Source organism: Neptuniibacter sp. QD37_6, assembly GCF_047778085.1.
In the GTDB taxonomy this organism is placed as follows: domain Bacteria; phylum Pseudomonadota; class Gammaproteobacteria; order Pseudomonadales; family Balneatricaceae; genus Neptuniibacter.
Window position 1 is genome coordinate 3,070,418 of the sequence record NZ_CP180550.1, and the last position, 25,981, is coordinate 3,096,398.

A 25,981-nucleotide genomic window follows, 5' to 3' on the forward strand; every position below is an offset into this window, starting at 1 on the left:
TTTTATTGCTATTTTTTAACCAAGCTAATTTATGGTGCACAGCAACATAAAGAGCAATCCTATTCATACATATAAAAAACATTAATCTAACCTATTGAATTTAAATAGATTTAAATAAAAAAATGTACATACAAAACATTTTTGGCAAGCCTTTTGCTCTATAACTACCAAGGTCATTGAGTACGACCGAGGGGAGCAAATAATGAGCGAAGTACAACCAAAAGTGGGCAACGGTGCTGACAAATGGGATCAAGCGATCATTGTGGTCGGAGCAGGTCCTGTTGGATTTAGGTTTATTCAAGAGTTGCGCAAAAACGCACCTCAGGCACCCGTAATTTTATTTGGTAATGAACCCTACCTACCCTATGACCGCGTTCGCCTGAGCGCCTTACTTGCAGGTCAAGACTCCGCAGAAAACTTATTACTTCCACTCGATGAATTAGATAACGACCCTCTTTTCAAATACCTCTGCAAAGAGATCGTGTCGATTGATACTGAAAACCACAGCGTTACAGATTCAGAAGCTAATCATTACAGTTACGCCAAGCTAGTCATCGCCACGGGCTCTCGTGCACACGTTCCACATATCACTGGTGTAGATCTGGAAGGTGTATTCACATTCCGCAACATGCGCGATGCCGAAAAACTCAAAGCACGTACAACACGCAGCCAAGATTTAGTTGTGGTTGGCGGCGGCCTGCTCGGTTTAGAAGCCGCACGTGCCATGCAAGGCAATATGACCAACATCACTTTGGTCCAGCAAGCTAGCCGCATCATGAATCAACAGTTAGATGATGAAGCCGCTGTAATGCTACAAAGCCAGCTTGAATCTATGGGGATTCGCGTCATTGTCGGAGCCGGAGTTAAAGGTATAGTCGGTGATCAACGAGTAAAAGGGGTCCGACTGCGTGATGGCAAAACACTCAAGTGTGACTCTGTACTTATCTCTGCAGGTATCAAACCTAATATTGAGTTAGCGCGTAAAGCTTGGATCAAAGTAGGTACCGGCATTCGCGTCAACGATAGCTTACAAACATCTGATCCGGATGTTTACGCCATTGGTGAATGCGCGGAACACCGGGACAAAGTTTACGGGTTGGTAGCTCCAGGCTTCGAACAAGCCGCTGTTGCTGCCAACCATATGACTCAAGGTGACAGCCAATATTTAGGCTCTCATAGCATTGCTCGCCTTAAAGTCGTCGGCGAATCCGTATTCAGTATGGGTAACGTCTTAGACGATCAGCCTTACGATAAAAATCAGTTTTTCAGCTACAAGGCCAAAGATGGCGGATATCGCAAACTAGCCATTCGCAAAGGACGAATTGTCGGTGCAATGGCGATTGGCGACTGGGATGAGATCCCTCGTATTCAGGAGCTGATCACCCACCAACGCCGAGTTTACACATGGCAGATTTTGCGCTTCCGCTTTACCGGAAACCTTTGGAATCCAGCGTCTAATAGCCCAGAAAACTGGCCAGAAACCGCAGTGATCTGTAACTGTAACAACGTGACTCGTGGGCAACTCAGCTACGCCATGGACCAGCAAGGCTGCTGCACCATGGAAACGATTGCCAAATGCACAGGCGCTACTACCACATGTGGTAGTTGTAAGCCACTTGTTCAACAAATTCTTGGCTCCGAAGCAGAGCAACAAGCCGCACCGGACAGCAGAAATTTATTGATCACCTCTTTAGGGGTATTAGCCGCATTGATCGCCTATCTTATGGTGCCAGCGTTTACTGTCAGCACATCCGTGCAAGACTCGATGCGCTTAGATCTTTTCTGGAACGATGGTTTCTACAAGCAAGTAACTGGGTTCACGCTGTTAGGCCTCACGGTTGTTGGCCTTCTTATGTCGCTTAAGAAACGCAGCAAAGCACTCAAGCTTGGCTCTTACAAACTGTGGCGCAGTCTACACACTATTTTGGCCCTCCTCTGCCTAGTCATTTTATTGGCCCATACCGGATTCAATAGTGGTCAAGCCCTTAACCAATGGCTACTGATCAATTTTTTACTCTTAGCGGGTTTAGGCATTGTGATCAGCCTCGCGATAGGCATGCAACATAAGCTTTCCTTCAATGTCGGTCAGCAACTGCGCAGCATCGGCTTTTGGGGTCACTTGCTACTGAGCTGGCCTCTTCCAGCCCTTTTAAGCTTCCACATTCTCAGTGTTTACTATTTCTAGGTCGGAGAGATATTCATGAGTCGTAAATTATCTATCTGGCTTGCTTGGTTAGTGCTTTGCTTTTCGCTGGCAGGCTATTTTGGTTACCAGATGTTCTTAGAAGAACAGAAGCCTGACTTCATAATCGGTGAAGCGACACACGGTCACCATCAAATCGAGATGAGTTGTGATACTTGCCACACCGATCCTTTTGGTGGTGAAGAGGTCATCCATGATGCGTGCTTAGGCTGCCACCAAGAAGAGCTGAAAACCTCCCACGATTCACATCCAATCAAAAAGTTTACCGACCCACGTAACGCTGATCGACTCGAAAAGATCAATGCCGTGAGCTGCGTGACCTGTCATGGCGAACATAAACAAGATCAAACCTTCGAGATGGGTGTAACGCTACCAGACGACTTCTGTTACGAGTGTCATGCAGATATTGCCGAAGAACGACCAAGTCATGAAGGCATGGGATTTGACACTTGCGCCTCGGCAGGTTGCCACAACTATCACGACAACCGCGCACTCTATGAAGATTTCCTTTTGAGCAACAACGAAGGCCCGATGATCAAAGCGATGGCCCAAGTTTTAGCTCGAACCGGTACGCAATCAATCGAACGTAAAGCAAGTCTATCAATAGATCAGGCTGATGCGCCTTCTGCCTCGCCTGAACACCTTAAAGAGTGGAGTGAAAGCATCCATGCGACAGCTGGTGTGAACTGTACCAGCTGCCATGCACCACAAGGACAAGCATGGCAAGACGATCCAGGTCTTGCCGCATGCAATAGCTGTCATACCCACGAAGAAAAAGGCTTTTTGGCAGGAAAGCACGGTATGAAACTATCGGTAGGGTTGGGCAAGATGTCTCCAGTCACCGGTCGAGCCGCTTTCCACGAGAACGCTGATACAACAGGCCTGGACTGTGCAAGCTGCCACGATGCTCATAAACCTGAGCCGAAGCTCGCTGCTGTCGAATCCTGTACCAGCTGTCACAACGATACCCATACACAAAACTACGCGAATTCACCTCATGCAGAACTTTGGAAGCAAGAGCTAAAAGGCGAGCTGCCTGCAGGCAGCGGCGTGGCCTGTGCGACCTGTCATATGCCGCGCGAAGTGCACAAAGAGTTTGGTGAAGAGGTCGTTCGCGTACAGCACAACCAAAGCATGAATTTACGTCCGAATGAAAAGATGATCCGAAGCGTTTGCATGGATTGTCACTCCCTTTCATTCAGCATCGACGCTTTGGCTGACGAAGTACTGATTGAAAACAATTTTAAAGGGCTACCTTCTCAAAACATTCCGTCGATCCAGATGGTTTTAGACCGAGAAGCTAAATAGCCCTATACCGATTTACTTATGAGAACTTGGGGAACGAGGAAAATACTATGCTGAAAAAAGTAACTTTAGCCACTGCAATAGCGGCAACTGCACTAGCAATCACAGGCTGTCAGGAAGAAGAGAAAGCGGTTGGTATCGATCCAAGCAAACACACTGACGCACTCTTCGCAGTAATGAATGCTGACCGTACTAACTACACAAAATACATTGTTGGTCGTCTTGGCCCTAAAGGAGCTGATGCCGTTATGCCAGTTGAGCACTGGAAAGATGTAGATAACGGTGTACCACTTCCAGCGCAGATGTTCCGTTTAGGTTATGAATCTGTATCTGAAGTAACGGATGACTTCACATATTCCCTCCAGTCAATTTGGCCAATCAATTCACAAAACGCTCCACGTACTGACATGGAGAAAGAAGGCCTTGAGTACGTAGCCAAAAACCTAGGTAAAAACTTCTACGGAACAGAAACATTAGGTGGCAAAGACTACTTCACTGCGGTTTACGCGGATGTTGCTTCTGTAAAAGCCTGCGTGAGCTGTCACAACGGTCATAAAGATAGCCCTAAAACAGACTTTAAACTCGGTGATGTTATGGGTGGTGTTGTTATCCGTGTACCTCTAGGCGAGTAATCAGCCATGTTTAACGGTGCTCTGATGTCGCTGCTCACACTAATCCTAGTGTCTTTTATCGCCACAGGATGTGATTCAAGCGAGACAACGAAGACTGCTGCTCTATCTCCCGAATTGCAACAAGGGAAAGAGATCGTAGAGGGCCGATGCTTTGCGTGCCATGCACAAAGCATTAACGGTGCCCCTATCGTTGGCAATGAAAAGATGTGGAAAACACGCGCGACTCAGGGCAAGACCGTTCTGGTTGAACATGCCATTAATGGTATTGGCCTGATGCCAGCTAAAGGTGGTTTTACAGATCTTTCTGACGAAGAGATCGGCTTAGCAGTTGGCTACATGCTTTCACAAATCAAAGAATGAGGGATCTAACATGGGTTGTTTCTTCAGCAAATTGAAATCAATTTTTGGAGGCACCAATAAGTGCAAAGCCTCCCTATATGAACGACTTGGCGGTGAAACCGCCGTTGATGCTGCAGTGGATATTTTTTATCGCAAGGTATTAGTAGATGACCGTATCAGCCACTACTTCGATGATGTTGATATGGATGGTCAAGCTGCAAAACAAAAAGCCTTTCTGACCATGGTTTTTGGTGGACCCCACAACTACACCGGCATGGATATGCGCGAAGGCCATAAACACCTCAAAGGGCTAAACGATAGCCACTTTGATGCGGTAGTGGAAAACCTAGCTGCGACCCTAACGGAACTAGGTGTTAGCAATGATGATATCGGAGAAATCGCAGGTATCGCGGAAAGTGTAAGAGATGATGTTCTTAATCGCCCGAAAGAAGGCGGGGCAGTCCAAGAGGAAAAAGAGATGAGTTTATACGAGCGAATTGGTGGCGAAGCAGCGGTAGATGCTGTCGTCGATATTTTTTACCGCAAAGTGCTTGCTGATGACCGTATCAGTCACTACTTCGACGATGTTGATATGGATGGCCAAGCAGCCAAGCAAAAAGCCTTCTTAACTATGGTATTCGGCGGCCCACACAACTACACCGGGCAATATATGCGTGAAGGACACAAACACCTTAAAGGGCTTAACGAAACCCACTTTGATGCGGTAGTTGAAAACCTAGCCGCGACGCTGACTGAACTCGGCGTGAGTGAAACTGATATCGGCGAAATCGCAGGTATTGCCGGTAGCGTTAAAGATGACGTGCTTAATCGCTAAGGAGTCACAACATGGTAAGCGTCAGATTTGAAGAGGCTGATATTACGGTCAAAGAAGGCTCTAACCTTTTAGAAGCCTTATTGGATGCTGGTCACGACATTCCCAATTCATGTCGTGCTGGCGCTTGCCAGTGTTGTATGCTCCGAGCAACAGAAGGTACGCCACCTCCCGAAGCTCAACAAGGTCTCAAAGAGACCCAAAAGCAACAGGGCTACTTTCTAGCTTGTCGCTGTAAGCCAAATGCAGAGATGAGCGTTCAACGAAATGCGCAAATATCCTCAACCGAAGGGATCTTAATCAGTAAACAACAACTGACGGACTCCGTTCTTCAACTCAAACTAAAAGCAGATATTGATTACTTAGCTGGACAATATATCAATTTAGTTCGTCATGATGGATTAAGCCGCTCTTACTCAATCGCCAGCATAAAAAGCATCGATGACTATATTGAACTACAGCTGCGTATTTTTACAGACGGGCAGTTTAGCCAATGGGCTCTCAATGAATTTTTGCTTGGTGAAAGCATTGAGCTACAAGGGCCATTTGGCGACTGCTTTTATACCAATACAGATCTCAACCAACCGATCCTTATGGCGGGTACCGGAACTGGGCTAGCCCCACTCTATGGCATTGTCAGAGATGCCCTACAACAGGGTCATACCGGCCCAATCAGTTTATTCGCAGGGGCTAAAAATAGCGCAGATTTATACCTAGTCGAAGAGTTACAAGCGTTGTGTAAGCACTACGAAAATCTCACTTACTATCCCGTTGTGCTAGAAAAAGATGGATCACAACCAGACGGTTGCGAGATCGGTGACCTCAATGCCGTAGTCAAAAACAGGGTACCGAATACCAAGGGCTACCGAGCTTATTTCTGCGGTTCTGAAGATCGCGTCAAAACATTACGTAAACAAACTTTTTTGGCTGGCGCCAATATGCAGGATATCTACTGCGACCTGTTCACTCCCTCGAGTTAGGTAACTTGCTAGCCTAACTCCACAAGCCGGCACTGCCGGCTTTTTTAATTCTTTTGTGGTGCAGGACTTATCGGAAAAGCAGCGATAGTGCCTTTAGCCTCAGAGACTTTAGCAACACCTTCGCTCTCTACCTCATCGATACGAACAATAGCATGGGAAGGAATATAAGAGCGCTTAACACCGCTAAACTCAGTTTTGAGTTTCTCTTCACCCGGATCGATAACGAGTTCAGAACGATTGCCAAAAACCAACTCTTCAATCTCTAAAAAGCCCCACATGTCGCTTTGATAAACATGCTTCGCATAGAGTTCAAAAACTTGATCCTGATTTACAAAAATCACTTTAAAGATGCGATCGTCTTTCTTAGCCATTTTTTCCGAAAGCCTAAGTTGTTGCTATTCACTCAATTCAAGCACGATGCTTTGACTACGCACCGGCATAAACTTGTGATTCATCAAGGTGCTTAACAGCACGTTCTAGAGCTTCCGTACGAGTGCTAGCAAAATCCTTACTGCTGATACGGGATTCTAATCCTAGTTTGAGCAATTTATCCTGAGCTTCTTTTGATCGGGTAATAATCGATACATGCTTACCTAAATCTAGAGCCTCAAAAACTACATTTTCGATCGACAGTGCCATAGTGTCATCCAAGAAAGAAACGTCACTCAAATCAAAAATAACCGCTTCGTGTCTTTCAATATCCTGACGTTCACGCGCTATTGCCTTGGAAACACCAAAGATCATTGCACCGGACAAATAGAAGAGAAGTACCCGACCATCCGCCTTATTCAGAAGAATCTTCTGCTCTTCATCCAGAGGAATCTCATCATCCACATCAGACATGGCACGCACTTTCTGCGACTCCACCATAGAAAGCTTCTGGATAATGATGATATTCGCCACAAACACACCGATACCCACGGCAACAATCAGATCCACAAAGACCGTAAGTAGCAGTACGGTATACATGATCAAGGTACTGTGACGGGAGACTTTGTGAGCACGTTTGATAAACGACCAATCAAGGATATCCATCCCCACTTTCACCGCAATCGCGGCCAATACAGCAAGCGGGATATTCTCGATCAATGAGGCGGCGCCAAATACCGCGATGGCCAAGGCGACGACCCTTATTACACCGGAAAGCGCAGTCCGACCACCCGACTGAATATTGACTACAGTCCCCATAGTCGCACCCGCACCCGGCAGGCCACCGAACAGGCCAGACATGATATTACCTAAGCCCTGGCCTACTAATTCTTTGTTAGAGTTGTGCTCAGTTCGAGTCAAGTTATCAGCGATAACCGATGTCAGCATAGAGTCGATACAACCCAACATACCCAACACCATCGCTTCCACCAGCATGATACTGAGTTCGGCGTGAGTGAAATAAGGAATCACCAGAGAAGGTAGTGATGCATCGATCTCACCGATACGCTGAATCTGCTCAAAATCAAAAACAAGCACCGACAGAATACTTACACACACCAGCGCTATTAGCTGAGGCGGCAGATACTTTTTAAGCTTTTCAGGCGTAAAGAAAAGCAGCTGTAAAGTCACTACGAACAGTAAAAATTCGCCCAACTGGATATTCATAACCAGCTCTGGGAGATTCGACAATGTCCCCATAACCCCACCAGCAGGCGCAGTTTGACCAAGCGCAGGGGCCAATTGCATGAGAATCAGGATAACGCCTATCCCGGACATAAAGCCCGAAACCACCGAGTAAGGCATTAAAGTGATGTACTTCCCCAGTTTGAGGAAGCCAAATATTATCTGGAAACACCCCGCCATCATGACGACGGTAAAGGCCATGGCGAGACCTTTTTCGGGATGGGTAGCAATCAGCGTACTCACAACAGCAGTCATAACTACTGTCATTGGACCGGTAGGCTCAGAAATAAGAGTAGAAGTACCACCAAAGAGAGAGGCAAATAAACCGATTAGAATTGCGCCATAAAGACCCGCTTCTGCACCCGCACCTGACGCCACACCGAAGGTTAAAGCAAGGGGTAACGAGACAACCGCAGCTGTCAAACCACCTAACATATCGCCGCGAAGGTTCTTCTTACTCAGCGTATTCAGCGCAAGCATCTAACTTTTCTCTTTGTGTACAGGAATCTAGGCTGTAATTTTACTAGTCGAGCGCAAGCGAGCAAGGTTTATCTGATCCAACTCGACTAAATATTCCTCATAAAAACCTTTCTACGATAAAACTAGGAGTAGTCTTGGATTTTATTCAGCTTAGTTGAATAAAATCCGCACAAAAATAAGCCACTCCTAATTAATCAAAGACTATTACTTGCCAGTTTTCACGTGGGTTAGGTAGAGAGGCAAACCTACCAACAAGAAGCCACCAACCAAGTTACCCAACACCGTAGGAATTTCATTCCACACTAAGTAATCCACCAACGTGAAGTCGCCACCCATAATCATCGCAAATGGGAACAGGAACATATTCACAACGGAGTGTTCAAACGCCATGTAGAAGAACAGCATGATCGGCATCCACATTGCGGCCATTTTACTGCTGGCAGATGTTGAGATCAGCGCACCAACCACACCCATGGAAACCATCCAGTTACACAACATGCCGCGGATAAAAATAGTAATCCATCCCCAAATCTCTTGTTCTTGATAGCCAAGGGTACGAGACTCACCAATCCAACTGACTTTCTCCGCAATTGCGCCACCATCAGTTTGATAACCATAAGTCAGAATAAAGGAAGCAAAAAAAGCGACGATAGCGGCGCCAGAAAGGTTACCCAAAAAGACTAACCACCAGTTACGTAATAACTTCTTAATAGTGCAGCCTGGGCGTTTATCAATCACAGCAAGAGGTACTAAGGTAAATGCTCCGGTGAGAAGATCAAATTTCATCAGGTTTAGCATGATAAAACCGACGGGAAACAGAATTGCACCAATCAATAAATTCCCTGTATTGGTAATCACCGCAATGGCAAAGAATGCAGCCAAGGACAAAATAGCACCAGCCATCAATGAACGGATATAAGTATCCCTGGTGGTCATAAAGATCTTTTGTTCGCCTGCATCGACCATCTTGGTAACAAATTCACGCGGCTCCAAATACGCCATAAACGCCTTCCCTTAAAAAATTACTTAACATGTAAATCAAGCTAAAAATGGAAGGCAATCTTACCAAAACTAAAGTCTAATGAGTCCCCCTCTATGCACCAAGTGACTAAATACCAGTACCAAATACCCATAACTCAACTCGGATCTCTAAAACCCCTTTTAAAACCAAGGCTTTTGCAACCATATCAACTGAGAAAATGAGCCGATTTCAACTCGACTAAACTGTTCATTATCTGGCCGCTTAAGTATAATGCGCGGTCCTTTATGCACCCGGCCATATTTTCCTGCCGGGCTTTGATACACGCAAAATACAGGTGAACAATGGCGAAGAAGCTATTTATTAAAACCCACGGCTGTCAGATGAACGAGTACGACTCTGCACGTATGGCGGATCTGTTGGGGGAAAGTCATGATCTTGAGCTAACTGAGGACGCTGATGAAGCGGACGTTCTGCTCCTGAACACCTGTTCGATTCGTGAAAAAGCGCAGGAAAAAGTATTCCACCAGCTAGGCCGCTGGCGCAAACTGAAAGCGAAGAATCCCGATATCAAAATTGGTATCGGTGGTTGTGTAGCAAGTCAGGAAGGCGACAATATTCTAAAACGTGCCCCTTACGTTGACATGATCTTTGGCCCGCAAACACTGCATCGTTTGCCAGAGATGATTACAGAAACCGACAACGGTGGTGTGGGCATTGTCGATGTTTCTTTCCCTGAAATTGAGAAATTCGATCACCTTCCAGCCCCTAAAGTGGAAGGTGCTGAAGCCTTTGTTTCTGTTATGGAAGGCTGCTCAAAGTACTGCACATTCTGCGTTGTACCTTACACACGTGGTGAAGAAGTAAGTCGTCCACTAGACGATGTTATTACTGAGTGTGTTGAGCTTGCTGAACAAGGTGTGCGTGAAGTTAACCTACTCGGTCAAAACGTAAACGCTTACCGCGGCGATACACATGATGGCGATACTGCCGATCTGGCTGAACTGATCCGTTGTGTAGCAGAGGTTGATGGTATTGATCGTATTCGATTCACTACCAGCCACCCAGTAGAGTTTACAGACAGTTTGATCGAAGCCTATGAAGATGTGCCTGAGTTAGTGAGCTTCCTTCACCTACCGGTACAAAGCGGCTCTGACAAAATTCTAATGGCGATGAAACGCGGCCATACTGCGCTTGAGTACAAATCTAAGATCCGTCGCATTCGTAAAGCGCGTCCAGATATCGAGATCTCTTCTGACTTTATCATCGGTTTCCCAAATGAAACTGACGCTGATTTCGAAGCGACAATGAAACTAATCGAAGATATAGGCTTTGATAACAGCTATAGCTTTATCTACAGCCGTCGTCCGGGTACACCGGCATCTGATCTGCCTGATAATATTGACGAAGAAACCAAGAAAGCGCGCCTACAAATTCTGCAAAGCCGCATTATTCAAAATGCCCAGCAGATCAGCCGCCGTATGGTAGGTACAACTCAGCGTATTTTAGTTAACGGTTATTCTAAGAAAGATCCGGGCTTGCTTTCAGGTCGTACTGAAAACAACCGTGTTGTTAACTTCCGTTGCGATAACCCAGATCTAATCGGTCACTTTGCTGATGTGAATATTGCTCAAGCTTATGCCAACTCTCTAGTAGGTGAGCTAATCTGTTCAGAACTGGACGACAATTTTTCCTTGAAGGCGGGCTAAGCTGTTGAGCACTGCACAATCGATCAAACTTACGCTAGAACCTGAAAATGCTGAGTTTCTAGCGAACCTTGGTGGCCCGTTCAACGAGCACTACAAACTGGTTGAGAAACGTTTAGGGATTGAGATCCGTAACCACGGCAATCATTTCCAACTATTGGGTGATATCGAAAACATCACCTTCGTTTCCGAAATGCTTGAAGCGCTTTATAACGACGCCAAGCAGGACAAACGTATCTCACCAGATCAGATCCACCTTTTAATTCAAGAAAGCGGTCTAGAACAGCGTAATAGTAATCAACAGATTAAAGATACGGATATCAGCATCCGTACTAAAAAAGCGTTGATTCGCCCTCGCGGTGAAAACCAGCAAGGCTATGTACGCTCAATCCTCCAACACGATATCAATTTCGGTATTGGCCCTGCTGGTACAGGTAAAACCTACCTTGCGGTTGCCTGTGCTGTTGATGCCTTAGAACGTGAAGAAGTAGATCGCATCTTATTGGTTCGCCCTGCTGTTGAAGCAGGTGAAAAGCTAGGCTTTCTGCCAGGTGACCTAAGCCAAAAAGTTGATCCATATCTGCGTCCTCTCTATGACGCTCTATATGAGATGTTAGGTTTTGAACGTGTAGGCAAACTAATCGAACGCAATGTAATCGAGGTTGCGCCTCTGGCCTATATGCGTGGTCGTACCCTTAACAACTCATTCGTTATTCTGGATGAAAGTCAGAACACGACGCGCGAACAGATGAAGATGTTCCTGACACGTATCGGTTTTGGTTCTACTGCAGTTATTACCGGTGATATCACTCAGGTCGATCTACCTAAAGGCACACGTTCCGGCCTAATCCACGCGATGCAAGTATTGGACGATGTAAAAGATATCGGTTTCACCCACTTCACCGCTAAAGATGTCGTGCGCCACCCTCTGGTTCAGCACATCGTTCGTGCTTACGACCGTTTTGAGAAAAAAGAAGGCAAGCAGGATTCCCACAAATGAGTTTCGAATGCGAAGTTCAGTACGAAATTGAAGGCGATCTACCGACAGAAGCGCAGTTTCAGCAATGGATATCCGCTGCGCTGACTGGTCAGATCGATGAAGGCGAAGTTTGTATCCGCATAGTAACACTGGATGAGAGCCAAACCCTCAACCGCACTTATCGCGATAAGGATAAACCGACTAACGTCCTCTCCTTCCCTTTTGAAGTCCCTGAAGGCGTGCCCCTTCATCTTCTAGGCGATCTGGTTATCTGTGCCGACGTGGTTGCTAAAGAAGCAGAGGAGCAAAAAAAGCCTTTGTTTGACCATTGGACCCACATGGTTGTGCATGGCTGCTTGCATCTAATCGGTTTCGATCATATAAATGATGAAGAAGCCGAAGAGATGGAAAATCTTGAACGAAAAATTCTCGCCAGTATGGATATAAAAGATCCTTATCTGGAAAGTAACTAAATATCAGGACACTCGACACACCATGAGCGAAGATCGATCGGGACAGCCGAAAGGCTGGTTAGAAAAGCTTTCCCAAGCGTTTAATGATGAACCACGCAGCCGTGAGGATCTGTTAACCGATTTGCGTCAAGCGACCGACGACAATCTGCTAGATAACGAAGCACTGACCATTATGGAAGGTGCCATGCAAGTATCTGATATGCAGGTTCGTGATGTAATGATTCCCCGCTCACAAATGGTAGTTGTGGAAGCGGATCAAACACCTAAAGAGTTCCTGCCGGTTATTATCTCTAGCGCGCACTCTCGCTTCCCAGTGATCGGAGAAACGCCAGATGAAATCCTTGGTGTCCTGCTCGCTAAAGACCTTCTACCTCTAATCCTAGAAGGCAACCTCGACCAGTTTGATCTTAAAAGCAAGCTGCGCAGTGCAACCTTCATCCCTGAATCTAAACGCCTGAACATCCTCCTAAAAGAGTTCCGTGTTACCCGTAATCACATGGCAATTGTGATGGATGAGTACGGCGGTGTATCTGGCCTAATCACCATCGAGGATGTTCTGGAACAGATCGTCGGTGAAATTGAAGATGAGCATGATAGCGAAGAAGATGATGGCAACATCAAACCATTCGACGAGAATGCCTTTATCGTTAAAGCCTTGACTCCGGTTGATGATTTTAACGAGTACTTCGACTCTAATTTCTCTGAAGAAGAGTTCGACACCATCGGCGGCATTGTCACACAAAGGTTTGGCCGCATGCCGAAGAAAGATGAAAGTGTCGAGATCGAAAACTTCCAGTTTAAGATTCTATCTGCTGACACTCGTCGTATCCGCTTATTACAGGTAAGCCGTAACGGATAACTATTATGCCTCTGCAACTGCTACTCGTTTTGCTTGCAGGGGCATTGATTGCCCCCTCCTTAGCACCATTTAATACACCCTATTTAGCCCTACTGCCTCCAGCTATTCTGTATCTATGCAGCCGAAACCGTTCGGTCAAGCAAAGCAGTTGGCTTGGTTATATTTTTGGTCTAGGTTTCTTTGGAACCGGTGCCTCTTGGGTGTTTGTCAGCATTCATGAGCACAGTCATACCCCCTTACCCATAGCCCTCACTTTAACCTCACTTTTTGTGGCAGGCCTAGCCCTTCTCTTTGCTCTACAACAGTTGGTTTGGAAAAAGCTGTTCTCTGCCCGCTTTCAAGCACTGAGTTTTATTGGCTGCTGGGTACTGTTTGAGTGGCTACGTAGCTGGCTATTCACTGGCTTCCCTTGGCTATATTTAGGTAACGCAGCTTTAGATACGCCATTCCAAAACCTTTTACCTATAGGCGGTGTATGGCTAGCAAGTTTTGCTATGTTGGCAACTGCGATTGCTGCAGCAGAGTTTATTCTCAGCCGCAATCTGAGACCCTTGTTATTGCTGCCACTGCCATTGATAGCAAGCATACTCTCTTTCAATCCATGGACAGCTGCAACGGATAAGGCTCTCAAAGTCGCGATCGTTCAACCTAATATCCCACAGCAAATTAAATGGAACCCGGAATATCGCCCTGAGATCTTTGCTAAATATATCAAGCTATCTCAGCCTCATATCGACACTGAATTAATGCTATGGCCAGAAACAGCTATTCCAGCTCTGTTCCAACATGCAGCTACGCCGTTAGCTGAATTACTGAGCGACCTTGATAGTAATGGAGCGACATTAATCAGCGGCCTTCCTAGCACGACAAGAGACAACAGCCACCCTAAAGGCTATCGAGTTCATAACAGTTTGGCGATTCTAACCACGGGCAGCGGCATCTACCACAAACAACGCCTAGTGCCCTTTGGTGAATACGTGCCGATGGAAACACAGGTTAGAGGCCTTCTCGACTTCTTTAATTTGCCGATGTCGAGCTTCTCACTACCGCATGGGGAGCAGCCTTTACTATCGGTTGCGAACCAAAAGATCAGTGCCGCAATCTGCTACGAGATTGCCTACCCAGAACTAGTCAGAAAGAACTCGTTAAACGCCGATATATTGCTTACTGTGTCTAACGATACTTGGTTTGGTGCATCCATCGCACCAGCTCAACATATGCAAATCGCTCGTGTCAGGGCAGCAGAGAACGGTCGTTGGCTGATACGAGGAACCAACAATGGCCTTACCGGTATTATCGATCCACAGGGTAAGATCGTAGAACAACTTCCACAGTTCCAAGCAGGCGTCTTACGAACACAAGTTTTTAGCATGCAAGGCATGACGCCTTTTCAGGAGTTTGGATCACTACCGATCCTAGTCTTAGCAGGACTGTTTACTCTGTTCGGGCTAGGGCGTCATCAGCTAGCCCTGCAAGACAATCCCTACCCCGATTTCAGTTAAAACTATCGATTATGGCCAAGGTTGAGAAACACGCTTAAAGAACGTTTTTCCACAGGCCTGACAAGGCTCAAGTTTTTCTGTTTTCTTTAAAACAAATTGGGTTGAACAGTTTAAACACTGCAGAGTCCCTACTGTAGCCAACTCACCAGCAATGTACTGATTCTCATCGTGATCTAAACGCTCCCGTAACAACTCTTGTCCAATGCGGGTTTGGTCTGCAATCAACTTGAGTTGTTCAGCAAAGGTATGCTCTAAAGCATTCAGATCAAATTTGAGCCAAGCAGCAATCCCAGCCCCAGTTTCATGAGCATAATAGCCCAAGGTTTTAAGGTCTCGAGCCAAATAAGCTTTCAGCAGATCCAGCTCATCCCGAGTCATATCCTCTGCTGCCAGCTCTAACTCCACAGCATCATGAATTTTTTCCTGCAACAGATCCCAAGATCTAGCTTCTGATGTTTTCAGATCCTTAGTAAGTCGCAGAAGCACTCTGTCATAGTCTGTTGAAGCCAGTTTCGTTTTCTTATCGCTATCCGCGCCCATAAAACCACCTCGTTTTTAGCAGAAATGCTGTTTGCCCTCTTGTATATATTGTATGCTATGCCCCAATTAGCAAACTTTTATTAACCGGCGTCAATTGGATGCCGGTTTTTCATCATAGGCATTACGATTCACGAACATGAACGAACAATATCGCCCCCAAAAGATTGAACAAGCCATCCAGAAACACTGGCAAGATAACGACAGCTTCAAATGTGAAGAAGATCTGCAGAAAGAAAAATTCTACTGCCTGTCTATGTTCCCTTACCCAAGTGGACGTCTCCACATGGGCCATGTTCGTAACTACACCATTGGTGATGTAGTTTCCCGTTACCAGCGCATGCAGGGCAAAAACGTACTTCAACCAATGGGTTGGGACGCTTTCGGCCTTCCTGCAGAAAACGCAGCGATGAAAAACAACGTTGCGCCAGCAAAATGGACCTATGAAAACATCGATTACATGCGTAACCAGCTACAGCAGATGGGCTTTGGTTACGACTGGAACCGTGAACTAGCAACGTGCCACCCAGAGTACTACCGTTGGGAGCAATGGTTCTTCACTAAGTTGATGGACAAAGGCTTAGTTTACAAGAAAGAAGCTGAAGTAAACTGGGATCCTGTTGACCAAACAGTCCTTGCCAACGAGCAGGTTATCGATGGTCGCGGCTGGCGCTCAGGTGCGCTAGTTGAGCGTAAGAAGATCCCTCAGTGGTTCCTTAAAATCACAGATTACGCAGACCAGCTACTGGAAGATCTAGACAAACTAGATCAATGGCCTGAGCAGGTTCGCACTATGCAGAAGAACTGGATCGGCCGTTCTGAAGGTGTTGAGCTGATGTTCGACGTTGACGGTTACGGTGAGCTAGAAGTCTTCACAACACGTCCTGACACACTAATGGGTGTGACTTACGTTGCTGTTGCCGCTCAGCACCCACTTGCACTTAAAGCTGCTGAAAACAATCCAGAGCTTGCAGCATTTGTTGAAGAGTGCAAAAACGTTAAGGTTGCCGAAGCAGATATGGCAACGATGGAAAAGAAAGGTATGGCGCTTGGCATCACTGCCACTCACCCACTAACAGGTGAAGAAGTACCTGTCTGGACCGCTAACTTCGTATTGATGGATTACGGTTCTGGCGCAGTCATGTCTGTACCAGGTCACGACCAGCGCGATTGGGAATTCGCGACTACGTACGGCTTGGATATCAAACAAGTTATCCGCCCGCTAGACGATGCAGACGTTGATCTAAGCGTAGAAGCGTACACAGAAAAAGGTGCTTTGGTTAACTCTGGCGCTTACGACGATCTTGAATTCGATGTTGCCTTTAAAGCAATCGCATCTGACCTAGAAGCGAAAGGCAAAGGTAAAGTTACCGTTAACTTCCGCCTTCGTGACTGGGGTGTATCTCGTCAGCGTTACTGGGGTGCCCCAATCCCTGTTATCAACTGTAACAGCTGTGGTGCAGTGCCTGTGCCAGAAGATCAGCTTCCAGTTGTACTACCTACGGAAGTTGAGTTTGATGGTAGCCGCTCTCCAATCAAAAAGATGGAAAGCTTCATCAACACAACCTGCCCTAAATGCGGTGGTGCAGCTGAACGTGAAACAGATACTTTCGATACGTTCATGGAATCCTCTTGGTACTACGCGCGTTATGCTTCTCGTAGTAGCGAAAATGCCATGCTTGAGCCTGAAAAAGCGAACTACTGGCTTCCAGTAGATCAGTATATCGGTGGTATTGAACACGCGATTCTTCACCTTCTTTACTCTCGCTTCTTCCACAAATTGATGCGTGATGAAGGCCTAGTTGATAGCGATGAGCCATTCAAGCGACTACTTTGCCAAGGCATGGTTTTGGCTGACAGCTTCTTCCATGAAGATGAGAACGGTGGTCAGGTTTGGGTATCTCCATCAGATGTTGATATCAAAACTGATGAGAAAGGCCGCGTAGTGAGCGCAGCTCATCGCTCTACCGGTCAGGCGCTACAGCATGACGGTATGTCTAAGATGTCTAAGTCGAAGAACAACGGCATCGACCCACAGATAATGATCGATAAGTACGGCGCAGATACTGTGCGTCTGTTTATGATGTTCGCAGCGCCACCAGAGCAATCTCTAGAGTGGTCTGATACAGGTGTTGAAGGCGCTCACCGCTTCCTTAAACGTCTATGGAAACAAGTTCACGATCATCTAAAAGTTGGCGGTTCTTCTGTTGCGATCGATAAAGATAGCCTAACTGATGTTCAGAAAGAATTGCGTCTGAAAGTTCACTCCACGATTCAGAAAGTATCTGACGATATGGAGCGCCGCCAGACATTCAACACAGCCATCGCTGCTGTGATGGAACTGTCTAACACGATCGCTAAGTTTGTTGATATCAGCGAACAAGGTCGCGCGGTAATGCAAGAAGCACTAGAAGCAGCAGTATTGCTACTAGGCCCAATTGTTCCACATATCAGCCACCAGCTTTGGATCGAGCTAGGTAACGAAGGCGATGCTCTAACAGCTGCTTGGCCACAGGTTGACGAAAGCGCGCTAGTTCAAGACACCATTCAACTGGTTGTTCAGGTTAACGGCAAAGTACGTGCGAAGATCAATGTTGCTGCAGATGCAGATGAAGATGTTGTCCTTCACACAGCGCTAGCTGACGAAAATGTTCAAAAGCACATGGCTGATAAGACAATCCGTAAGAAGATTGTTGTACCTGGCCGCCTAGTGAACATCGTAGTTGGTTAATAAGCACAGATTAAGGAGCAGATCATGATCAAACAATGGCAATCATTGACTGGAAAAATCATTCTGTTGCTAACTCTGTGTGGATTCATGAGCGCATGCGGCTTTCAGCTGCGTGGCGCTCAAGAAGTTTCTGCAGACAAGCAGCAAGTAACGATTATCTCCGGTAATGCTAACTCTGAACTGCTCAAATCCTTACGCCAAAATATGAAATTTAATGGTGTTAGGGAGATAGCAGGTGCTCCTTACCAGATCCAGCTTCGCCAGTTCCGATATAAGCGCCGCGCCGCAACAATCAGTAGTAGTGCTGATGTTGATGAGTATGAATTATCGGTAGAAGTTGTGATGTTAGTCGCAGACCAACAGGGCAACCCTGTAACCTCCGACATTAAACTCCAGCGCGATCGTACATACACCTACAATAAAAATGCTGCTGCAGCGAGCTCTGAACAAGAAGAGCTATTACGCCGTGAGTTGTATAACTCAGTTGCGCAATCGATTCTTCGCCGCTACCTATCCAGTAACAGCGCTCAATAAGCCTGCATGAAACTGCGTCCAGAGCAACTTAGCGGTCATCTGAAAAAAGGTCTATCACCGGTTTATCTAATTACCGGTGATGAGCCCCTACTCTCAGAAGAGAGTAGCGACCTTCTTCGTCAACACCTGCAACAACAAGGCTTTAGCGAACGTGAAGTGCTTCATGTCGATGGTAGCTTCAGCTGGGAATACTTGCTCGAATGCGCCAACGCACTTTCCCTATTTGCAGAAAAGAAGATTATTGAGCTGCGCCTTGGTAGCAGTAAGCTAAATAAGAAATCCAGCGAAATTCTACGTGAATACCTTAACAATCCAGCACCAGATAACATTCTATTTATCATTGCCGATAAACTCGATGGTACCGCTAAAAAGAGCGCTTGGTTTAAAGCGATCGATAGCTCCGGTGTAATTGTTGAAGTATGGCCTGTAGAAGCTGAGCAATTACCTAACTGGATTCGTCAGCGCGCCGCACAGATCGAACTTAAACTAGACGATGAAGCAATTCAGCTGCTGTGTGACCGTATTGAAGGCAACTTACTGGCAGCAAAACAGGAACTGAGTAAACTCAGTCTGCTGTTCCCTAGCCAAGTCGTAACTGCCGACGATGTCATCAATGCCGTATCCGATAGTTCCCGCTATGATATTTACGGCCTCTCTGATGCAGCCCTACAAGGTCAAGCCTCTCGCTGTTGCAAGATCCTGCAAGTATTACGACAAGATGGTACTGAACCTCCAGTCGTGCTTTGGGCTTTATCAAAAGAGCTTCGCTCCCTAGCAGCAATCCAACAAGCACAAAACAACGGCCAGTCCTTTGATGCGGTCTGCCAACGGGAACGCATCTGGGGTAAACGCAAACCCTTAGCCCGTAAAGCCTCACAACGTATTAGTGGTGCTCAGATCAACCAAGCTCTACAGCAATGTGCCGAAGTGGATAAAATTGTTAAGGGCATGGCTGTTGGTGACGCTTGGCTATTGCTGACTTCAATCTCGCTAACCCTAGCTGGGCAAGCACTCGCACTTCCTAATTAAGCACTCAAGAACACCTAGTCTCACCATTCATCATCAGTTATGATGCTATTATATATCAATGAGATAGGTAACTATGCGCCCACTCTTTTTAGGCCTTATTTGTACAATATCACTGGTATTAAGTGGCTGTGATAATGAGACTCCACCAGAACAGATGAAGTCTGGAGAGGATCTCTATGGTTACTACTGCAAAGACTGCCATACCAAGCATGGCCCCGGCGCATATATGGAAAAGTTTGCTGGAAAGGAACCGATGGAAGCCTACAAGATTATTTTGATGATCAAATACGGCTACAATAAAGATAAGCACAGCATGCCAGTTTTTGATCAACTTTCAGAAAAACAAGCTGATGCAGTTGCTCAATATGTGGTTAAGCTCCAGCATTCACATATGATTTCTAAGTAATGAAACTGGGATAGCTCACTTAGCAGGCCCTAAATAATCTCCATATCGCTCAAAAATCTTTGCTAAATCAGCCTCATAATCGCCACTCGTTTCAAACATGCCTAGTAAGCCAGCCCGCTTTTGCTTGTAATCAATAAAGCCAAGGGCTATCGGCACCCCTGCGCCATGGGCGATATAGTAGAAACCGGATTTCCACTTATCCACTTTTGAACGCGTGCCTTCTGGGGACATCATAATTCTCAGCTCAGCATGCTTTTCAAACTGCTGTACCGTCGCCTCAACCATATTATTCGACTTACTACGATCTACAGGAACCCCCCCCATCCAGCGCATCAACCCACCAAATGGAAATTTAAAGATACTATCTTTACCCACCCAATAGAGGGGCACATCCAGCGAGAAAGCCACCATCAGGCTAAACGGCATATCCCAGTTAGTAGTATGGGGAGCACCAATCACGACACACTGTTGTAACTCTTTTGGGATATCACCTACAACCTCCCAACCCAATAATTTAAGTACAGAGCGAGAAAACCAGCGTAAACAGGGCTGAACCACAGGGGTGGAAAACATCGTCTTATGTAACATTACATCCCCAAAAAGGCGTTTAATTGGATTCGACAGCTATTATTTTAGCCTGACCGTCAGAAGTTAACGTCAGATTTAGCTGAACTTGATGCCAATCTTCTGGTATTTCCAGGTCCTGGGCACTGATTGATTCATACCAATGCTGATCGCCTATCTGCCAATCTACCTGTGCAGTTTCACCACGCAGCGGCCGTACTTTAAATCGAAACGCGCAAAAACCATTTGGAGCAACCTGCTGACAAACAATTTTACTCCTTGTGGATAAAACTTAGATCCGAACACTGGTTAAAGTTTGATTAGATAGGTTAGTTACAGTGATTTGATCAAGTTGGGTAGGTGTGTTGGCTGGCTGTGCATTTTGAGTACACCCGGATAGCACGAATAAGATAAGAGGCGTTAGGAATTTGATCATAAGGGCAGTATAACGAGTTGCCGCTAAGGAGTTAATGCCCTAATTTAAGCCTTAAAAGTTACGACAACTCGTTCGAAAAGCCTACCCGATATATTGGTGCAGAACTTCAGTTTCCAACTTGATATTGTCATGCAGCGGACAACGTACACAGACTCTATCTAAGAACGCTTGTTTCTCGGTTTCGCTGAGATCAGCATCGATCTTTGCTTGAACGCTAATCGTCTGAAAGCCAACACGATCTTCTGTTTCTTTGCCCATAAGCCCCATTGGGTTTAGATCGCCATCCACTTGGATCTGCATACTACGTAGTTCGATCTTTTCCTGATTCGCAGCAATTCGTGCGATTGAGCCGATACAACCCGCTAAAGAGAACAGGAAGTACTCAAGTGGTGTAGGGCCTTCATTGGTGCCACCGCTCGCCTGCGGTTGATCGATCGTTACTTTGTGGTCACGGATATCTGCGTGTATAGCCCAACCCGCATTCATAGTGGCAGTCACAGAGATGGTTTTAGTACTCATAATTAACCTTAGTTTTAATCTTTACTGCCTTAGGCAGAATGAACATTAGATAGATCTAATATATAGATTTTTAAGTTATAAGGATAAGAACAAATAGCTATAAGAACAGCGGACCTAAGAACCAATATCAGCTATAACTACCAAAACCTAATCTAGATTCCTGCCTTCGCTGGGATGACCTTAGGCCACTAGCAATAAAAAAGGCCGTTCTAAAAACGGCCTTTGTGGATAACTTAACGTTAAAGGAGGGATATTAACCTACCTTTTCACCCTTCGCTTGTAGATCGGCATGGTAAGAGGAACGAACCAAAGGACCACACGCAGCATGTTTGAAGCCAAGTTCTTTTGCAATGCGGCTAAACTCATCAAACTCTTCAGGCGTCACAAAGCGCTCTACCTTAAGGTGTGAACGGCTTGGTTGTAGATATTGACCGATTGTCAGCATATCTACATCATGAGCACGCAAGTCTTTCATTACCTCAATGATCTCTTCATTGGTTTCACCAATGCCTACCATCAAACCAGACTTGGTACGTACATCTGGGTTCTTCGCTTTGTATTTTTTCAACAAGCGGAGAGACCATTCATAATCAGAACCTGGACGTACCGCTTTATATAGGCGGGGTACAGTTTCCATATTGTGGTTAAAAACATCCGGCGGTGTTTCAGTAAGGATATCGATCGCGATATCCATACGACCACGGAAGTCAGGTACTAGGATCTCCATCTCGATAGATGGAATACGCTGACGCGTTTCACTAACGCAATTAGCAAAGTGCTGAGCGCCACCATCGCGAAGATCATCACGGTCAACTGAAGTTACTACGACATAGCGCAACTCCATATCCGCGATCGCTTCTGCCATCTCTCTAGGCTCATTCTCGTCTAGAGCATTTGGACGGCCATGAGCTACGTCACAGAATGGACAACGACGGGTGCAGATATCACCCATAATCATAAAAGTAGCTGTACCATGGCTAAAGCATTCGCCTAAGTTAGGGCAGCTTGCTTCTTCACAAACAGACGCGAGCTTATGCTTACGCAGCTTCTGTTTGATACTGTCCACTTTTGCACTGGATCCCATCCGCACACGTAGCCAATCTGGCTTACGCGGCATATCTTCTTTCTCAGTTGGAATTACCTTAATTGGAATTCGATCAACTTTGTCGGCGCCACGCAATTTAACGCCCTGCTCTACCCGCTTCTTCTTTACTTCGTTATTGTTATCTAATGACATCTAGGCTTAATCCAGAGTAGTTTGTCGAGTGACTTCTTTATACCCTAGCTTGGTAATAAGGATATCCAGAAGACGCTGCGTTGCCTCAACCTGATCAAGGTCAGAAGTTAACGCGTCAAGTTGTGTCATCGCCATACCGGCATAGCCACATGGGTTTATTCTTAAAAAGGGTTCTAAATCCATAGCAAGGTTAAGTGCCAAACCATGGAAAGAGCAACCTCGGCGAACCCTAAGACCTAAGGATGCAATTTTACTGTTATCTACATAGACGCCGGGCGCATCCGGCTTAGCGTAAGCGTCTATGCCATAGGACTGGACTGTTTCAACCACAGATTCTTCCATAATTGAAACCAGCTCACGCACACCTAATTTTTTACGTTTCAAATTTAGCAGTAGATAAACAATTGCCTGCCCAGGGCCGTGGTAGGTGACTTGACCGCCACGATCCACCTGAACAACCGGGATATCACCCGTACCTAGCAAGTGCTCCTCTTTACCTGCTTGCCCCTGTGTAAACACAGGCTCATGTTGCAGCGACCAAATTTCATCCTCGACCGAATCATCACGCTCATTAGTGAATTCTTGCATCCGCTGCCATGTTGGTTCGTAAGGCTGTAAACCTAAATCCCTGACAATTAGCTGATCAGGGCTCATCAGATCACCATTTTTACGCGATCAGACGCGATTAACGCTTCGTGCAGAGCTTTAAGCTGCTCGACACTTTGAGCTGTTATTTTAAAACGAACGGATTGGAATGTGCCTTTACGGCTATCCTGCAAAGTTACCTGAGAGATATCCAGATCCGGAACATGAATCTGCACAATTTCGATAACATGACCGCGAAAATCTTCACTATTTACCCCAACCACTTTAATTGGATAGTCAGGACATGGAAATTCGATCTTTGGCGGTTCTTGCTGCTTGTCTGTCATAAACTCTGTCTAATTCTCTGTTGGCTTACCGGTCATCAACTTCCGTTGATACTCAGAAAACTTCTCAAAAATCTTCCGCCAAACCGGACCTTTCTGGCCATCACCAATCTGATGACCATCAACTTCAATTATAGGCACTATACCTCGGGTGGAACTGGACACCCAAACCTCATCCGCAGCCAGTAACTTATCATAATCAATATCAATCTCCTGATATTGAATCGCATACTGGTCTGACAATTCGAGAATAAGCTCTCGGGTAATGCCACCTAATATCTCTGAACTACGTTTAGGGGTGTAGAGAACTCCGCGCTTCACCAAAAACAGGTTACAGGCTGAGCCCTCTGTTAATCTTTCATCACGGGAGAACAGCGCCTCATCCACCCCTTCATCTTTGGCTTGCTGTAACACCAATATATTAGGTAGCAAGCAAGTGGATTTAATATCACAACGATGCCAGCGTAGATCTTCTGTAACAATCGCTTTCAACGGAACAACATCATCACAGCCTGCTTGCCAAATATCTTTGATGGGCGAGCAACAGGCAAAAATGGTCGGCTCTAAACTATCATCGTAAGCATGATTACGTTTACCGGCACTTCCCCGTGTGACCTGAAGATATACCGATAAATTGCCACCCCCATTCAACTCAACTAGCTGATTCATAATGGCAACCCAATCGCAGTCACTCTTGATCCGTACTGCGCGCAAACTATGCTCTAAACGATCAACATGCTCCTGTAGACGAAACCCTATCCCCTGATAGTACGGAATCACCTCATAAACACTGTCCCCAAACAGAAAGCCACGGTCAAAAACCGAAATTTTCGCTTCCTCTTGAGGGATGAACTCGCCATTCAGATAGACTGTATTCATATCACCTAAACGCAAATGCCCACATCTACGTTTATAGATGTGGGCATCCATGCAGTTTTAAAGGGCAACGCTAAATGCGTTAGCCAATTAAGCTGGTAAAGAAAAGTAGGATGGCATGCCAAATACGCTTTAACAGACCCGCTTCTGGAACAGCTTCCATCGCTACCAATGGCACCTCAGAAACCAAAGCACCATCCAGTGTTACACGAACTTTGCCTAGTTCTTGTCCTTTTTCAATTGGCGCTGAAATAACCTTGTCTACATCCATTGTAGCTTGCAGTTTATCTGCCTGCCCGCGCGGGATTGTAACTGTAAGTGAATCTTCAATGCCCATACGCAGTTGATCAGATACACCCGACCACACTTTCGCTGTATTCAGTACAACATTGCTCTCGTATAGCTTGTGCGTGCGGTAGTAACGGAAAGCGTACGACAGTAGCTTCTGTGTTTCACGCGCACGTGCTTCTTCGTCACTGGTACCTAAAACAACAGAGATGAGTCGCATACCATCACGCTTCGCTGAAGCCACTAGGCAATAACCTGCTTCATCGGTGTAACCTGTCTTCATACCATCAACAGTTTTATCACGCCAAAGCAGCTTGTTACGGTTTGGTTGGCGGATTTTGTTGTAGGTGAAATACTTTTCAGAGTAGATACTGTAGAGCTCAGGAAAATCATTAATGATTGCTCGAGCAAGCGTTGCTAGATCCGCAGCAGATGACTTATGGCCCTCGGCAGGCAAACCTGTAGCATTCAGGAAATTAGTGTTTTGCATGCCCAGTAGGTCCGCATGCTGATTCATCAGATCCGCAAAGGCTAGCTCACTACCCGCAATATGCTCAGCCACTGCAACAGATGCGTCATTACCAGACTGAATAATGATCCCTTTCATCAAGTCGCCAAGACGTACTTGGGTTCCTTCGCGAATAAACATGCGGGAACCTTGAGTCCGCCATGCTTTTTCACTGATAAGTACCAGGTCATCTACACCTACATTCCCTTTACTTAATTCATACTCAAGAATGTAGGCCGTCATCATTTTGGTCAGGCTCGCTGGTGCAAACGCCTTCTCGGCATTTTTAGACGCAATAACCTTCCCTGTATCGGCATCAACAACAAGATACGCAGTTGCTGCGATCTGAGGTTCAGCAGGTATTAGACGCGCTACTGCATGCGCTTGAAATGCAAACAGTGTTAGAAATAGTACGGTTATGTACTGGGAAGCCTTATTAAACATTGTTTTCCAGAATCTATTTTTAGAAATGAAGACCCGCCAGATCATCATTTTCTTAGGTTT

At 46.0% G+C, this 25,981-nt stretch carries 26 protein-coding genes; 15 read left to right on the forward strand and 11 right to left on the reverse strand.

The window, feature by feature from the left end; translation table 11 throughout:
* Positions 1–202 precede the first annotated feature (202 nt).
* Genes ACMXYO_RS14715 through ACMXYO_RS14740 form a run of 6 tightly spaced genes read left to right on the forward strand, consistent with a single transcriptional unit; the run spans position 203 to position 6,291 of the window.
* Positions 203–2,185 (forward strand): FAD-dependent oxidoreductase, encoded by a 1,983-nt coding sequence (locus ACMXYO_RS14715; RefSeq protein ID WP_415885866.1) that lies wholly within the window; start codon positions 203–205, stop codon positions 2,183–2,185.
* A gap of 15 nt (positions 2,186–2,200) precedes the next feature.
* The gene (locus ACMXYO_RS14720; protein ID WP_415885867.1) at positions 2,201–3,511 is read left to right on the forward strand and encodes a cytochrome c3 family protein; all 1,311 of its coding nucleotides are present in this window, start codon (positions 2,201–2,203) and stop codon (positions 3,509–3,511) included.
* 47 nt (positions 3,512–3,558) lie between these two features.
* Entirely contained in the window at positions 3,559–4,140 is a 582-nt protein-coding gene (locus tag ACMXYO_RS14725; protein ID WP_415882482.1) for a DUF3365 domain-containing protein, read from the forward strand.
* 6 nt (positions 4,141–4,146) lie between these two features.
* Positions 4,147–4,500, forward strand: a complete 354-nt coding sequence (locus ACMXYO_RS14730) for a c-type cytochrome (RefSeq protein WP_415885868.1) — start codon at positions 4,147–4,149, stop codon at positions 4,498–4,500.
* 10 nt (positions 4,501–4,510) lie between these two features.
* Positions 4,511–5,314 (forward strand): group I truncated hemoglobin, encoded by an 804-nt coding sequence (locus ACMXYO_RS14735; protein WP_415885870.1) that lies wholly within the window; start codon positions 4,511–4,513, stop codon positions 5,312–5,314.
* Between the two features lie 11 nt (positions 5,315–5,325).
* Positions 5,326–6,291, forward strand: a complete 966-nt coding sequence (locus ACMXYO_RS14740) for a 2Fe-2S iron-sulfur cluster-binding protein (protein WP_415885872.1) — start codon at positions 5,326–5,328, stop codon at positions 6,289–6,291.
* Between the two features lie 44 nt (positions 6,292–6,335).
* On the opposite strand, the gene ACMXYO_RS14745 is transcribed toward ACMXYO_RS14740, so the two are convergent.
* From ACMXYO_RS14745 to ACMXYO_RS14755, 3 genes are all read right to left on the reverse strand, one after another.
* Positions 6,336–6,662: a DUF1820 family protein gene (locus ACMXYO_RS14745; protein ID WP_415885873.1), complete on the reverse strand. Its 327-nt coding sequence runs from the start codon at positions 6,660–6,662 to the stop codon at positions 6,336–6,338.
* Between the two features lie 55 nt (positions 6,663–6,717).
* Entirely contained in the window at positions 6,718–8,385 is a 1,668-nt protein-coding gene (locus tag ACMXYO_RS14750; protein ID WP_415885875.1) for a SulP family inorganic anion transporter, read from the reverse strand.
* Between the two features lie 204 nt (positions 8,386–8,589).
* Positions 8,590–9,387: a formate/nitrite transporter family protein gene (locus tag ACMXYO_RS14755; protein ID WP_415885876.1), complete on the reverse strand. Its 798-nt coding sequence runs from the start codon at positions 9,385–9,387 to the stop codon at positions 8,590–8,592.
* A 321-nt stretch (positions 9,388–9,708) separates the two neighbouring features.
* On the opposite strand from ACMXYO_RS14755, the gene miaB reads away from it, so the two are divergent.
* The 5 genes from miaB to lnt are packed head-to-tail and all read left to right on the forward strand — an operon-like array spanning position 9,709 to position 14,883.
* Positions 9,709–11,073 (forward strand): tRNA (N6-isopentenyl adenosine(37)-C2)-methylthiotransferase MiaB, encoded by a 1,365-nt coding sequence (gene miaB / locus ACMXYO_RS14760; RefSeq protein ID WP_415885877.1) that lies wholly within the window; start codon positions 9,709–9,711, stop codon positions 11,071–11,073.
* Between the two features lie 4 nt (positions 11,074–11,077).
* Complete coding sequence (locus ACMXYO_RS14765) at positions 11,078–12,070, forward strand: PhoH family protein (RefSeq protein WP_415885879.1); 993 nt, start codon at positions 11,078–11,080, stop codon at positions 12,068–12,070.
* Entirely contained in the window at positions 12,067–12,522 is a 456-nt protein-coding gene (gene ybeY, locus ACMXYO_RS14770; protein ID WP_415885880.1) for an rRNA maturation RNase YbeY, read from the forward strand. Before ACMXYO_RS14765 ends, ybeY begins: the two co-directional genes overlap by 4 nt.
* Before the next feature lie 22 nt (positions 12,523–12,544).
* Positions 12,545–13,381 carry an HlyC/CorC family transporter gene (locus ACMXYO_RS14775; RefSeq protein ID WP_415885881.1) on the forward strand — a complete coding sequence of 279 codons (837 nt, stop codon included), beginning with the start codon at positions 12,545–12,547 and terminating at the stop codon, positions 13,379–13,381.
* A gap of 5 nt (positions 13,382–13,386) precedes the next feature.
* Entirely contained in the window at positions 13,387–14,883 is a 1,497-nt protein-coding gene (lnt, locus tag ACMXYO_RS14780) for an apolipoprotein N-acyltransferase (RefSeq protein WP_415885882.1), read from the forward strand.
* Positions 14,884–14,892: 9 nt separating this feature from the next.
* On the opposite strand, the gene ACMXYO_RS14785 is transcribed toward lnt, so the two are convergent.
* Positions 14,893–15,423, reverse strand: a complete 531-nt coding sequence (locus ACMXYO_RS14785) for a zinc ribbon-containing protein (RefSeq protein ID WP_415885884.1) — start codon at positions 15,421–15,423, stop codon at positions 14,893–14,895.
* A 136-nt stretch (positions 15,424–15,559) separates the two neighbouring features.
* Here ACMXYO_RS14785 and leuS point away from each other — a divergent pair, with 136 nt between their 5' ends.
* The 4 genes from leuS to ACMXYO_RS14805 all read left to right on the forward strand — a co-directional run bounded on the left by leuS (position 15,560) and on the right by ACMXYO_RS14805 (position 20,120).
* A complete protein-coding gene (gene leuS / locus ACMXYO_RS14790; protein ID WP_415885886.1) occupies positions 15,560–18,151 on the forward strand; it encodes a leucine--tRNA ligase in 2,592 nt (863 codons plus the stop codon).
* 24 nt (positions 18,152–18,175) lie between these two features.
* Positions 18,176–18,685 carry an LPS assembly lipoprotein LptE gene (gene lptE, locus ACMXYO_RS14795; protein WP_415885887.1) on the forward strand — a complete coding sequence of 170 codons (510 nt, stop codon included), beginning with the start codon at positions 18,176–18,178 and terminating at the stop codon, positions 18,683–18,685.
* 6 nt (positions 18,686–18,691) lie between these two features.
* The gene (holA, locus tag ACMXYO_RS14800) at positions 18,692–19,714 is read left to right on the forward strand and encodes a DNA polymerase III subunit delta (RefSeq protein ID WP_415885888.1); all 1,023 of its coding nucleotides are present in this window, start codon (positions 18,692–18,694) and stop codon (positions 19,712–19,714) included.
* Positions 19,715–19,787: 73 nt separating this feature from the next.
* On the forward strand, positions 19,788–20,120 hold the full coding sequence (locus ACMXYO_RS14805; protein ID WP_415885889.1) for a c-type cytochrome: 333 nt from the start codon (positions 19,788–19,790) through the stop codon (positions 20,118–20,120).
* A 15-nt stretch (positions 20,121–20,135) separates the two neighbouring features.
* On the opposite strand, the gene ACMXYO_RS14810 is transcribed toward ACMXYO_RS14805, so the two are convergent.
* From ACMXYO_RS14810 to ACMXYO_RS14840, 7 genes are all read right to left on the reverse strand, one after another.
* The gene (locus ACMXYO_RS14810) at positions 20,136–20,708 is read right to left on the reverse strand and encodes a lysophospholipid acyltransferase family protein (protein WP_415885890.1); all 573 of its coding nucleotides are present in this window, start codon (positions 20,706–20,708) and stop codon (positions 20,136–20,138) included.
* Positions 20,709–21,201: 493 nt separating this feature from the next.
* On the reverse strand, positions 21,202–21,639 hold the full coding sequence (locus tag ACMXYO_RS14815; protein WP_415885891.1) for an OsmC family protein: 438 nt from the start codon (positions 21,637–21,639) through the stop codon (positions 21,202–21,204).
* 253 nt (positions 21,640–21,892) lie between these two features.
* Entirely contained in the window at positions 21,893–22,876 is a 984-nt protein-coding gene (lipA, locus tag ACMXYO_RS14820) for a lipoyl synthase (protein ID WP_415882503.1), read from the reverse strand.
* A 6-nt stretch (positions 22,877–22,882) separates the two neighbouring features.
* Positions 22,883–23,530, reverse strand: coding sequence for a lipoyl(octanoyl) transferase LipB (gene lipB / locus ACMXYO_RS14825; RefSeq protein WP_415885893.1), 648 nt, complete (start codon positions 23,528–23,530; stop codon positions 22,883–22,885).
* Positions 23,530–23,808 carry a YbeD family protein gene (locus ACMXYO_RS14830; RefSeq protein WP_415882505.1) on the reverse strand — a complete coding sequence of 93 codons (279 nt, stop codon included), beginning with the start codon at positions 23,806–23,808 and terminating at the stop codon, positions 23,530–23,532. Before ACMXYO_RS14830 ends, lipB begins: the two co-directional genes overlap by 1 nt.
* Before the next feature lie 9 nt (positions 23,809–23,817).
* Positions 23,818–24,684, reverse strand: a complete 867-nt coding sequence (locus tag ACMXYO_RS14835) for an aminotransferase class IV (protein ID WP_415885894.1) — start codon at positions 24,682–24,684, stop codon at positions 23,818–23,820.
* A 79-nt stretch (positions 24,685–24,763) separates the two neighbouring features.
* On the reverse strand, positions 24,764–25,921 hold the full coding sequence (locus tag ACMXYO_RS14840; protein WP_415885895.1) for a D-alanyl-D-alanine carboxypeptidase family protein: 1,158 nt from the start codon (positions 25,919–25,921) through the stop codon (positions 24,764–24,766).
* Positions 25,922–25,981 lie beyond the last annotated feature (60 nt).

Bases quoted from the DNA above. Each gene is read 5' to 3' on its own strand.
- ACMXYO_RS14840 (WP_415885895.1), bottom strand. From the start codon at position 25,921: ATGTTTAATAAGGCTTCCCAGTACATAACCGTACTATTTCTAACACTG.
- lptE (WP_415885887.1), top strand. From the start codon at position 18,176: ATGATCAAACAATGGCAATCATTGACTGGAAAAATCATTCTGTTGCTA.
- ybeY (WP_415885880.1), top strand. From the start codon at position 12,067: ATGAGTTTCGAATGCGAAGTTCAGTACGAAATTGAAGGCGATCTACCG.
- miaB (WP_415885877.1), top strand. From the start codon at position 9,709: ATGGCGAAGAAGCTATTTATTAAAACCCACGGCTGTCAGATGAACGAG.
- ACMXYO_RS14775 (WP_415885881.1), top strand. From the start codon at position 12,545: ATGAGCGAAGATCGATCGGGACAGCCGAAAGGCTGGTTAGAAAAGCTT.
- ACMXYO_RS14785 (WP_415885884.1), bottom strand. From the start codon at position 15,423: ATGGGCGCGGATAGCGATAAGAAAACGAAACTGGCTTCAACAGACTAT.
- ACMXYO_RS14745 (WP_415885873.1), bottom strand. From the start codon at position 6,662: ATGGCTAAGAAAGACGATCGCATCTTTAAAGTGATTTTTGTAAATCAG.
- ACMXYO_RS14810 (WP_415885890.1), bottom strand. From the start codon at position 20,708: ATGTTACATAAGACGATGTTTTCCACCCCTGTGGTTCAGCCCTGTTTA.
- ACMXYO_RS14715 (WP_415885866.1), top strand. From the start codon at position 203: ATGAGCGAAGTACAACCAAAAGTGGGCAACGGTGCTGACAAATGGGAT.
- ACMXYO_RS14730 (WP_415885868.1), top strand. From the start codon at position 4,147: ATGTTTAACGGTGCTCTGATGTCGCTGCTCACACTAATCCTAGTGTCT.
- lipA (WP_415882503.1), bottom strand. From the start codon at position 22,876: ATGTCATTAGATAACAATAACGAAGTAAAGAAGAAGCGGGTAGAGCAG.
- ACMXYO_RS14750 (WP_415885875.1), bottom strand. From the start codon at position 8,385: ATGCTTGCGCTGAATACGCTGAGTAAGAAGAACCTTCGCGGCGATATG.
- ACMXYO_RS14830 (WP_415882505.1), bottom strand. From the start codon at position 23,808: ATGACAGACAAGCAGCAAGAACCGCCAAAGATCGAATTTCCATGTCCT.
- ACMXYO_RS14740 (WP_415885872.1), top strand. From the start codon at position 5,326: ATGGTAAGCGTCAGATTTGAAGAGGCTGATATTACGGTCAAAGAAGGC.
- ACMXYO_RS14755 (WP_415885876.1), bottom strand. From the start codon at position 9,387: ATGGCGTATTTGGAGCCGCGTGAATTTGTTACCAAGATGGTCGATGCA.
- lipB (WP_415885893.1), bottom strand. From the start codon at position 23,530: ATGAGCCCTGATCAGCTAATTGTCAGGGATTTAGGTTTACAGCCTTAC.
- lnt (WP_415885882.1), top strand. From the start codon at position 13,387: ATGCCTCTGCAACTGCTACTCGTTTTGCTTGCAGGGGCATTGATTGCC.
- ACMXYO_RS14735 (WP_415885870.1), top strand. From the start codon at position 4,511: ATGGGTTGTTTCTTCAGCAAATTGAAATCAATTTTTGGAGGCACCAAT.
- ACMXYO_RS14720 (WP_415885867.1), top strand. From the start codon at position 2,201: ATGAGTCGTAAATTATCTATCTGGCTTGCTTGGTTAGTGCTTTGCTTT.
- ACMXYO_RS14805 (WP_415885889.1), top strand. From the start codon at position 19,788: ATGCGCCCACTCTTTTTAGGCCTTATTTGTACAATATCACTGGTATTA.
- ACMXYO_RS14725 (WP_415882482.1), top strand. From the start codon at position 3,559: ATGCTGAAAAAAGTAACTTTAGCCACTGCAATAGCGGCAACTGCACTA.
- leuS (WP_415885886.1), top strand. From the start codon at position 15,560: ATGAACGAACAATATCGCCCCCAAAAGATTGAACAAGCCATCCAGAAA.
- holA (WP_415885888.1), top strand. From the start codon at position 18,692: ATGAAACTGCGTCCAGAGCAACTTAGCGGTCATCTGAAAAAAGGTCTA.
- ACMXYO_RS14815 (WP_415885891.1), bottom strand. From the start codon at position 21,639: ATGAGTACTAAAACCATCTCTGTGACTGCCACTATGAATGCGGGTTGG.
- ACMXYO_RS14835 (WP_415885894.1), bottom strand. From the start codon at position 24,684: ATGAATACAGTCTATCTGAATGGCGAGTTCATCCCTCAAGAGGAAGCG.